The organism is Streptomyces sparsus (assembly GCF_054776295.1).
In genome coordinates, this window is the sequence record NZ_BAAHCA010000139.1 from 1 (window position 1) to 8306 (window position 8306).

General features: G+C 73.1%; 7 protein-coding genes. 6 read left to right on the plus strand and 1 reads right to left on the minus strand.

Features of this window, described 5'->3' with window-relative positions:
• Positions 1–100: 100 nt before the first annotated feature.
• Complete coding sequence (locus tag ACYVE9_RS09930) at positions 101–1261, minus strand: epoxide hydrolase family protein (RefSeq protein ID WP_461027394.1); 1161 nt, start codon at positions 1259–1261, stop codon at positions 101–103.
• Between the two features lie 352 nt (positions 1262–1613).
• Here ACYVE9_RS09930 and cimA point away from each other — a divergent pair, with 352 nt between their 5' ends.
• From cimA to ACYVE9_RS09960, 6 genes are all read left to right on the plus strand, one after another.
• A complete protein-coding gene (gene cimA / locus ACYVE9_RS09935; protein WP_461027395.1) occupies positions 1614–3230 on the plus strand; it encodes a citramalate synthase in 1617 nt (538 codons plus the stop codon).
• A gap of 27 nt (positions 3231–3257) precedes the next feature.
• Positions 3258–4286 (plus strand): ketoacyl-ACP synthase III family protein, encoded by a 1029-nt coding sequence (locus ACYVE9_RS09940; RefSeq protein ID WP_461027396.1) that lies wholly within the window; start codon positions 3258–3260, stop codon positions 4284–4286.
• Between the two features lie 129 nt (positions 4287–4415).
• Positions 4416–5396: an aromatase/cyclase gene (locus ACYVE9_RS09945; RefSeq protein ID WP_461027397.1), complete on the plus strand. Its 981-nt coding sequence runs from the start codon at positions 4416–4418 to the stop codon at positions 5394–5396.
• Positions 5383–6015 carry an antibiotic biosynthesis monooxygenase family protein gene (locus ACYVE9_RS09950; protein ID WP_461027398.1) on the plus strand — a complete coding sequence of 211 codons (633 nt, stop codon included), beginning with the start codon at positions 5383–5385 and terminating at the stop codon, positions 6013–6015. The genes ACYVE9_RS09945 and ACYVE9_RS09950 overlap by 14 nt, the downstream gene beginning before the upstream one ends.
• A 219-nt stretch (positions 6016–6234) precedes the next feature.
• Complete coding sequence (locus tag ACYVE9_RS09955; RefSeq protein WP_461027399.1) at positions 6235–6435, plus strand: acyl-CoA carboxylase subunit epsilon; 201 nt, start codon at positions 6235–6237, stop codon at positions 6433–6435.
• Entirely contained in the window at positions 6432–8186 is a 1755-nt protein-coding gene (locus ACYVE9_RS09960) for a fatty acyl-AMP ligase (protein WP_461027400.1), read from the plus strand. Before ACYVE9_RS09955 ends, ACYVE9_RS09960 begins: the two co-directional genes overlap by 4 nt.
• Positions 8187–8306: the final 120 nt, after the last annotated feature.

The window sequence follows — 8306 nt, forward strand, 5'->3', positions numbered from 1 at the left end:
AGCACCTGGGGGTGCTGCCCGGCCCCCGCCTCGTTGCGCCCGGCCGCGGACGGTACGCGGCGGCCCGCCCGAGTCGTGCCGACGCCGGCGGGCGACTCCGTCAGCGGAACCGGCGGAAGAACTGCCGCATGTCGTCCACCAGCAGGTCCGGGGCGTCGTGCGCGGCGAAGTGGCCGCCGCGGTCGTAGGTGTTCCACGAGACGATGTTCCTGTGGTCGCGCTCGGCGAGGGCCCGCACCGACTGGAAGTCGTTTGCGAAGTTCGCCAGCCCCAGCGGCACCGTCGTCGGCTCCGCGGGGACCTGCTCGGCGTGCGCGTCCTCGTAGTAGAAGCGGGCCGCGGACGCGCAGGTGTTGGTCAGCCAGTAGAGCATCACGTTGGTCAGCGCGTAGTCCCGGCTCACCTCCTCGCCGAACAGCTGGCTGCTCCACGCGAGCTGGCCGACGGGCGAGTCGGCCAGGGCGTGGGCGAGGGTCTGCGGCTCCGTCGACTGGAGCTTGTTGAAGGCGCCCTTGTTCTCCATGAACCACTGCATGTAGGCGACCTTGCCCATGTCCTCCTCGTCGAGTGACGCCAGCTCCTCGGGGGAGCCGGACGGGAAGGAGAACACCTGCGTGACGTGCACGCCCACCACGTGCTCGGGGTCCGCCCGGCCCACCTCGGGGGCGACGAAGGAGCCCGCGTCGTTGCCGTGCGCGCCGTAGCGCCGGTATCCGAGCCGGCGCATCAGCTCCGCCCACGCCCGTGCCGTCCGGTAGCGGTTCCAGCCGGGTTCGGACGTCGGCCCGGAGAACGCGTAGCCCGGCAGGGACGGGATCACCAGGTGGAAGGCGTCCGCCGGGTCACCGCCGTGCGCCCGCGGGTCGGTGAGCGGCCCGATCACGTCGAGGAACTCCACGACGGACATCGGCCAGCCGTGGGTGAGGATCAGCGGCAGCGCGTCCGGCTCGGCGGAACGCACGTGCAGGAAGTGGATGTTCTGGCCGTCGATGCTGGTCGTGAACTGGGGGTGGGCGTTGAGCCGGGCCTCCCAGTGCCGCCAGTCGTAACCGTGCCGCCAGTAGGCGGTCAGGTCGCGGACGCGGTCCAGCGGCACACCGTAGGCGTCGCCGACGCCGGGCAGCTCGCCGGTCCAGCGGGTCCTCGCCAGCCGGTCCGCGAGATCGTCCAGTTCGGACTGCGGGACGTCGATGCGGAAATCCTGGATCTCGTCGGTGAGGATGTCGGTCATAGGGGGTGGCTCCAGGTAGAGGTCGGACATTCCCCCCGAATGCTCCCGGGCGGAACTCGAGCCTCACTGGAGCGGAGCTGGAGTGCCGGCCGTCCGGGACCGGAGCGCCGTGCCTCCGGGAGCGGAGGCGCCGGGTCGCCCGGGTGCCACCCGTACGGCCCGAGCGGGCCGCGCCGGTGGCGCCAGACCAGCACAACACAGAAGCCCGGCACCCACCACCGGGAAACCGGCCGCCCGCGAGCCGGCCCCCGCACTCGCCCCCGGAAGAGCACGCCGACCCGCTCCAGCCCCCCTCCAGGGCCGCTCCACGCCCTGCCCGGACCGTGGCCAGACCGTCGCGGAAGTCACCGCCGGCGGCACAACCGGAAGGTGAGGAGGGGCGATGGCCGGGCAGCGCTTCCAGCTCTACGACACGACCCTGCGCGACGGCACCCAGCAGGAGGGCCTCGTACTGACGGTCGACGACAAGCTTGCCGTCGCCCGTCATCTGGACGCCTTCGGAGTGGGTTTCATCGAGGGCGGCTGGCCGGGCGCGGTGCCCAAGGACACCGAGTTCTTCCGCCGCGCCCGCACCGAACTCGATCTGCGCTCAGCTCAGTTGGCGGCCTTCGGCGCCACCCGCAGGCCCGGCACGCTGGTCTCCACCGACCGCCAGGTGCGGGCGCTGCTGGAGGCCGAGACGCCGGTGATCACCCTCGTCGCGAAGAGCCACCCCAGGCACGTGGAGCACGCTCTGCGCACCACGCTCGCCGAGAACCTCGCGATGATCGGCAGCACCGTGCGGTTCCTCGTGCAGGCCGGCCGGCGGGTGTTCGTCGACGCCGAGCACTACTTCGACGGCTGGCTGCTCAACCGCGAGTACGCGCTGGAAGTGGTGCGCACCGCGATGGAGAGCGGCGCGGAGGCCGTCGTGCTGTGTGACACCAACGGCGGCTCACTGCCGGACGGGGTGCGCACGGCCACCGCCGACACCGCGGGCGTCACCGGCGCCCGGATCGGCATCCACTGCCACGACGACTCCGGCTGCGCCGTCGCCAACACCATGGCGGCCGTCTCGGCCGGCGCCGACCACGTGCAGGTCACCGCGCACGGCTACGGCGAGCGGTGCGGCAACGCCGACCTGTTCACCGTCACCGCCAACCTGGTGCTCAAGCACGGCATCCAGGTGGTGCCCGCGTCGCGGCTGCCCGAGATGACGCTGACGGCCCGGTCCATCGCCGAGCTGACCGGCCTGGCCGGGCGGGCCGGCGCGCCCTACGTCGGCTCCTCGGCGTTCACGCACAAGGCGGGGCTGCACGCCTCGGCGCTGCGGATCGACCCCGACCTGTACCAGCACATCGACCCCGGCGCGGTGGGCAGCAGGATGCGCACCCTGGTCTCCGACATGGGCGGCCGGTCCTCCATCGAGCTGAAGGCCCGCGAGCTGGGCTACGAGGTCGCCGCCGGAGCGGAGTCCGTCGCCCGGGCTGCGGCGCGCGTCAAGGAACTGGAGAACCGCGGCTGGAGCTTCGAGTCGGCCGACGCCTCCTTCGAGCTCCTGCTGCGCCGGGAACTGGCCGGCGGTGAACTCGCCGAGCCCTTCGAGGTGGACTCCTGGCGGGTCGGGGTGGACCGGTCGACGGACGGCCGGGTCCGGACCGAGGCGACGGTACGGCTGCGGGTGGACGGCACGCCCATGGTCGCCCGGGGCACCGGCAACGGCCCGGTCAACGCACTCGACCGGGCCCTGCACCAGGCACTCGACCCGTTCTTTCCCGAGCTGACCGCGCTGGAACTGGACGACTACCAGGTGCGGGTGCTCAGCGGCGGCAGCGAGGCCGCCGCCCGGGTCCTGATGACGTTCACCGACGGAGAGCGCCGCTGGGGGACCGTCGGCGTCGACGAGAACACCGTGGGCGCGTCCTGGCGGGCGCTGCTGGACGCGGTCCGCTACGTGCTGCTCACCGAGCACGGCCCGGACCGCCGGGGCCCGGTCACCACCGGTGCCGCCGCCGGCTGACGCGCGCGAAGACAACGGGGAGCTGCTGTGCGAGTCGAAGAGATCTACCTGCGGGGGACCGGCATCCGGCTGCCCTCGTCGCTGCTGGTCGCGGACGCCGTCACGGCGGGTGACTGCCCGCCGCGGATCGCCGCCGCCACCGACATGGTCGCGGTGGCCCACTCACCGGAGGAGTCCGCGGCCGAGATGGCCGCGGCGGCGGCCCGCACCGCGCTGGACCGGGCGGACACCTCACCGGAGGACATCGACCTGATCCTGCACGCTGACACCTACCACCAGGGCCAGGACCTGTGGCCGGTCGCCTCCTACATCCAGCGGGAGGCGGCCCGGAGCAGCTGCCCGGCCATCGAGATCCGGCAGATGTCCAACGGCGGACTGGCCGCCATGGACCTGGCCACCGCCTACCTGACGGCCGACCGCAACCGGTGCGACGCGCTGCTGACGACCGGGGACCGGTTCTGCGAGCCGGGCATCGACCGCTGGCGGACCGACCCGGGCACACCGTACGCGGACGGCGCCACCGCCGTGGTGCTCTCCCGGCGCGGCGGCTTCGCGCGGCTGCGCTCCCTGGCGATGCTCGCCGACTCCGAGCTGGAACCCATGCACCGGGGCGACGACCCCTTCACCAGGGCCCCCTTCGACCACCGCATCCCGGTGGACTTCGAGGAGGCGAAGAAGTCCTTCGTGGGCCGGGTCGGCATGTCCTACGCCGTGACCCGGGCCGCGACCGGACAGCAGACCGTCGTCAAACAGGCCCTGTCGGACGCCGACATGGAGCTGGGCGACGCGCAGTGGGTGCTGCTGCCGCACTTCGGGCGGCGGCGCCTCCAGTCCATCTACTACCAGCCGTACGCGATAGACCCGGCCCGCACCACCTGGGAGTGGAGCCGCACCGTCGGCCACCTGGGCGCGGGGGACCAGTTCGCCGGTCTGGACCGGCTCGTCGTCTCCGAGCAGGCGAAGCCGGGCGACCGGATCGTGCTGATCGGGGTCGGCGCCGGCTACAGCTGGGGCTGCGCGGTGGTGGAGGTTCTGGACCGGCCCGACTGGGCCTGACGAGTGACCGCAGTACCGGGTCGAGCGCGGCTCGAGCCGGCAGTGGAATGCTGACACAGCCGCCGTGGGTACGGCGTGCCTGGGAAGGGAAGGACCGCCGTGGCGCCGAACGCTACGAGTACGCTCCCCGTGCACCTCACGGAGCACACCATCACGGTCGCGGCCTCGCCGGAGACCGTCTACCGGCTGATCGCCGACGTCCGCTCCTGGCCGATGGTCTTCGGACCCACCGTGCACGTGGAGCTGGTCGGCGACGCCTCCGAAGAGGCGGGCGCGTCCGCCGGGAGCACCGAGGGCACCGCCGAACAGCTGCTGGAGATCTGGGCGTTCGCCCGGGGGCAGGTCCGGCACTGGACGTCGAGCCGCACCCTGGACCCGGTCGCACGGCGGATCGTCTTCCGCCAGGTGAGGTCCGCCTCGCCGGTCGCCGAGATGGGCGGCGAGTGGCGGGTCGAGTCGCGCGCCGACGGCGGTTGCCGGGTCGTCCTGCTGCACGACTACCGTGCCGAGGGCGACGACCCGGCGTCGGTCGAGCTGATCGAGGAGGCCGTCGACGCCAACAGCCGCGCCGAGCTGGCCGCGTTGAAGGCCGCCGCCGAACGGGACGGTGAGGCCGACGAGTTGTGCTTCACGTTCAGTGACTCGGTGGAGATCGCCGGCCGGGCGGCCGACGTCTTCTCCTTCCTCGACCGCGCCGACCGCTGGCCCGAGCGGCTGCCGCACGTGGCCCGGCTCGACCTCACCGAGGACGAGCCCGGTGTGCAGCACATGGACATGGACACCCGCAGCCCGGACGGCTCCCTGCACAACACCACGTCCGTGCGGGTCTGCTTCCCCGACCGCAACAGCATCGTCTACAAGCAGCTCCGGGTACCGGTGGCGATGAGCGGACACACCGGCCGCTGGGAGATCGTGCCGTCCGGCGACGGGGTGCGCGCCACGTCCTGGCACACCGTCACGCTCGACCCCGAGGGCGTGCGGTCCGCGCTCGGGCCGGACGCCACCCTCACCGAGGCCAGGGCCCTCGTCCGCAAGGCCCTGGGGACCAACAGCACCACCACCCTGCTGCACGCCAAGCAGTACGCGGAGTCGCACGATGCCCCGACGTGACCTGAACCGCCCGGTGACCGTGATCAACCGCTTCACGGTCAAGGGCGGAGCCGAGGAGTTCGAGCGGGAGTTCCGGGCCCACTCCCAGTACCTGCGCCGCCGCCGTGACTTCCACTTCCTGGTGACGGTGCGGCTGCTCGACTCCCCGGACGTCTACGTGCACCTCAGCCACTGGCGCAGCCTGGACGCGTTCCTCGGAGTGGTGCACGACGACGTGTTCACCAGCCACGTGCGCCGGCTGGGGGCCATGGTGGACACGGAGGCCGACCAGGCCGTCAGCGTGGGCCGGATGGCCCTCCAGAACGCCCTGGTCGGCGCCGCGAACGTGGTGCTGCTGCACGCCAACGTGGAGGGTGAACACGCGCGCTTCGAGCAGGACTTCGGGGCGCTGACCGGTCAACTCGCCCAGCAGGGCGGCTTCGGCGGCAGCGACCTGCTGCGGTCCACCGTCCGCCCCCAGACCTATCTGGGCCTGCTGTGGTGGGAGGACACCGAGGCGTGCGTACGCGCGCTCAGCAGCGACGGCTACCTGGACCGGCTCGTCCGGTTGTCCCAGGTCGCCCGGGTCACCGTCGAACGCAGCCGGCACGTCGCCTACGAACCGTTCGTCGCCGACTGACGTACGGCCCGACCGCACCGCGGCACCCGCCCGCTCGACCCGCCGCCGCCCGTTTCCCAGCCACCCCGCGCGGCCGTACCACCGGACACCGGCACAGCCGCAGGTCAGCGGCACCCCGCGGATGCCGCGTCAGCGAGCCGAGGCCCCTTCCAGGGGGTCTCGGCTCGCCCGCGTTCCGCCCGCGAGCGCCGTTCTAGGGCCTAAGCGCACGCTGCTGACATGGCCGAGGAATTGCGACTCACCGTGGTCCGCGGAGGACCGGACGAGGTGGAGCTTGCCGCCGTCACCGCCGTGCTGCTGGCACGGCTGCGCGAGCGGCAGCGCGAAGCGGACGACCCGGCCCCGGCGCCACGCGCCAACTGGGAGCGCAGTCGGCCCCGGCAACCGCAGCAGTCCGCAGACGTGAGGGGGAGGCGTTGACCGGCTACCGGAACTTCAACCAGATCGTGCAGGCCAGGACGGCGCAGACACCCGGCAGAGCGGCACTGGTGCTGCTCCCCGGCGACAGCGCGGGGGCCAGGGCGCCGCGCCCACCGGAACCCGTCTCCTACCGGGTGCTCGACGCCGAGGCCCGACGCCTCGCCGGCTGGCTCCAGGACAGGGGCGCGGCCGGCGAACGGGTCCTGCTGCTACACGGTTCCCGACGCCAGTTCGCGGTGAGCTTTCTCGCCTGCCTCTACGCCGGCGCGGTGGCCGTGCCGGCGCCGCCGCCGAACGGCCGCGCCCACCTCGACCAGCGCATCGCCGGCATCGTCAAGGACGCCGCGCCCTGCATCACGCTGACCGACGCCGACCAGGCACCCGAGGTGTCCCAGCTGCTGGCCCGCAGCGGCTTCGGGGGCATACCCTGCCTGGCCGCGGACGCCGTACCGGCCGCCGCACCCTGGCGCGAACCCGACCTCGACGAGAGCGCGCCAGCGTACCTCCAGTACACCTCCGGCTCCACCGGGGCGCCGCGCGGGGTGCTGGCCACGCACGGCAGCGTGCTCGCCAACATGCGGGCGATCAACCGGGCGCTGCGCACCCTGCCCGGCTCCCGCCTCGGCGGCTGGCTGCCGTTCCACCACGACATGGGACTCGTCGGCCAGCTGCTGCACCCGCTGTGGCTGGGCGGCAGCTCGATCCTGCTCGCGCCGGAGACGTTCGTCAGACGCCCGGCGTCCTGGCTCGAAGCCGTCTCGCAGCACGACATCGCGGTCAGCGGCGCCCCCGACTTCGCGTACGACCTGTGCACCCGCCGCGTCACGGACGCCGAACTGACCGGGCTGGACCTCTCGGGCTGGGCGACCGCGGTCAGCGGCGGTGAGCCCGTCCGGGCCGAGACCCGGCGGGCGTTCACCGAACGCTTCGCCTGCGTCGGGCTGCGCCCCGAGGCGTTCTCCCCCTGCTACGGGCTGGCCGAGGCGACCCTGCTGGTCTCCGGCCGCGCCGAGGGCGACCCGGCCACCGACCGCACGGTCGACGCCGCCGCCCTGGAACGGCACCGGCTGCGTCCGCCGCGCCCCCACGCCCCCGCACGCACCCTGCTCTCGTGCGGCCGGCCGACCGCCGGCGAACTGGTCATCGTCGACCCCGAAAGCCGCGCGGTGCTGCCGGAGGGCCGGATAGGGGAGATATGGCTGCGCGGTGACAGCGTCGCCGGCGGCTACTGGAAGCGGATCGGCGAGACCGCGGAGACGTTCGGGGTCTCCGCCGCCGACGGCACCGGCGGCTACCTGCGCACCGGCGACCTCGGCACGCTGGAGGACGGCGAGCTGTACGTCACCGGCCGCCTCAAGGACCTGATCATCACCGCCGGCCGCAACCTCTACCCGCACGACCTGGAACGGGCCGTGCAGCAGGTCAGCGGGCTGTTCGGTTCGGCGACCGCCTTCGGTGTCGCCGGTGAACGCGAACGGGTCGTCGTCGTCCAGGAGTTGCGCGCCCGCAGCCGCTACGAGGTCGACTTCGCCGGCCTGGCCGCCGGCGTGGTGCGCTGCCTGTCCGAGGAGTTCGACGTCAACGCGGGCGGGGTGCTGCTGGTACGCCCCGGCACGGTCCGCCGCACGACCAGCGGAAAGGTCGAACGCGCAGCGATGCGCGACCTGTTCCTGCGGGGGGAGTTGAAACCGCTGCACCAGGAGATCGACCCGGAGCTGGGCCGACTGGTGGGTTCGGGAGGACGACCATGACATCAACAGCAGAAGCCGCACAGCACAGCGGCACCCCGTCCGCGGGGCGGCCCGCGGACGGGCCCGACACCACGGGGGCGGTGCCGCGCCCACCTGCCGGACGCCCGCCCGTCGGACGAC

Coding starts and splice junctions, on each gene's coding strand:
- ACYVE9_RS09930 (WP_461027394.1), bottom strand. CDS start 1,261: ATGTCCGACCTCTACCTGGAGCCACCCCCTATGACCGACATCCTCACC.
- cimA (WP_461027395.1), top strand. CDS start 1,614: ATGGCCGGGCAGCGCTTCCAGCTCTACGACACGACCCTGCGCGACGGC.
- ACYVE9_RS09950 (WP_461027398.1), top strand. CDS start 5,383: ATGCCCCGACGTGACCTGAACCGCCCGGTGACCGTGATCAACCGCTTC.
- ACYVE9_RS09955 (WP_461027399.1), top strand. CDS start 6,235: ATGGCCGAGGAATTGCGACTCACCGTGGTCCGCGGAGGACCGGACGAG.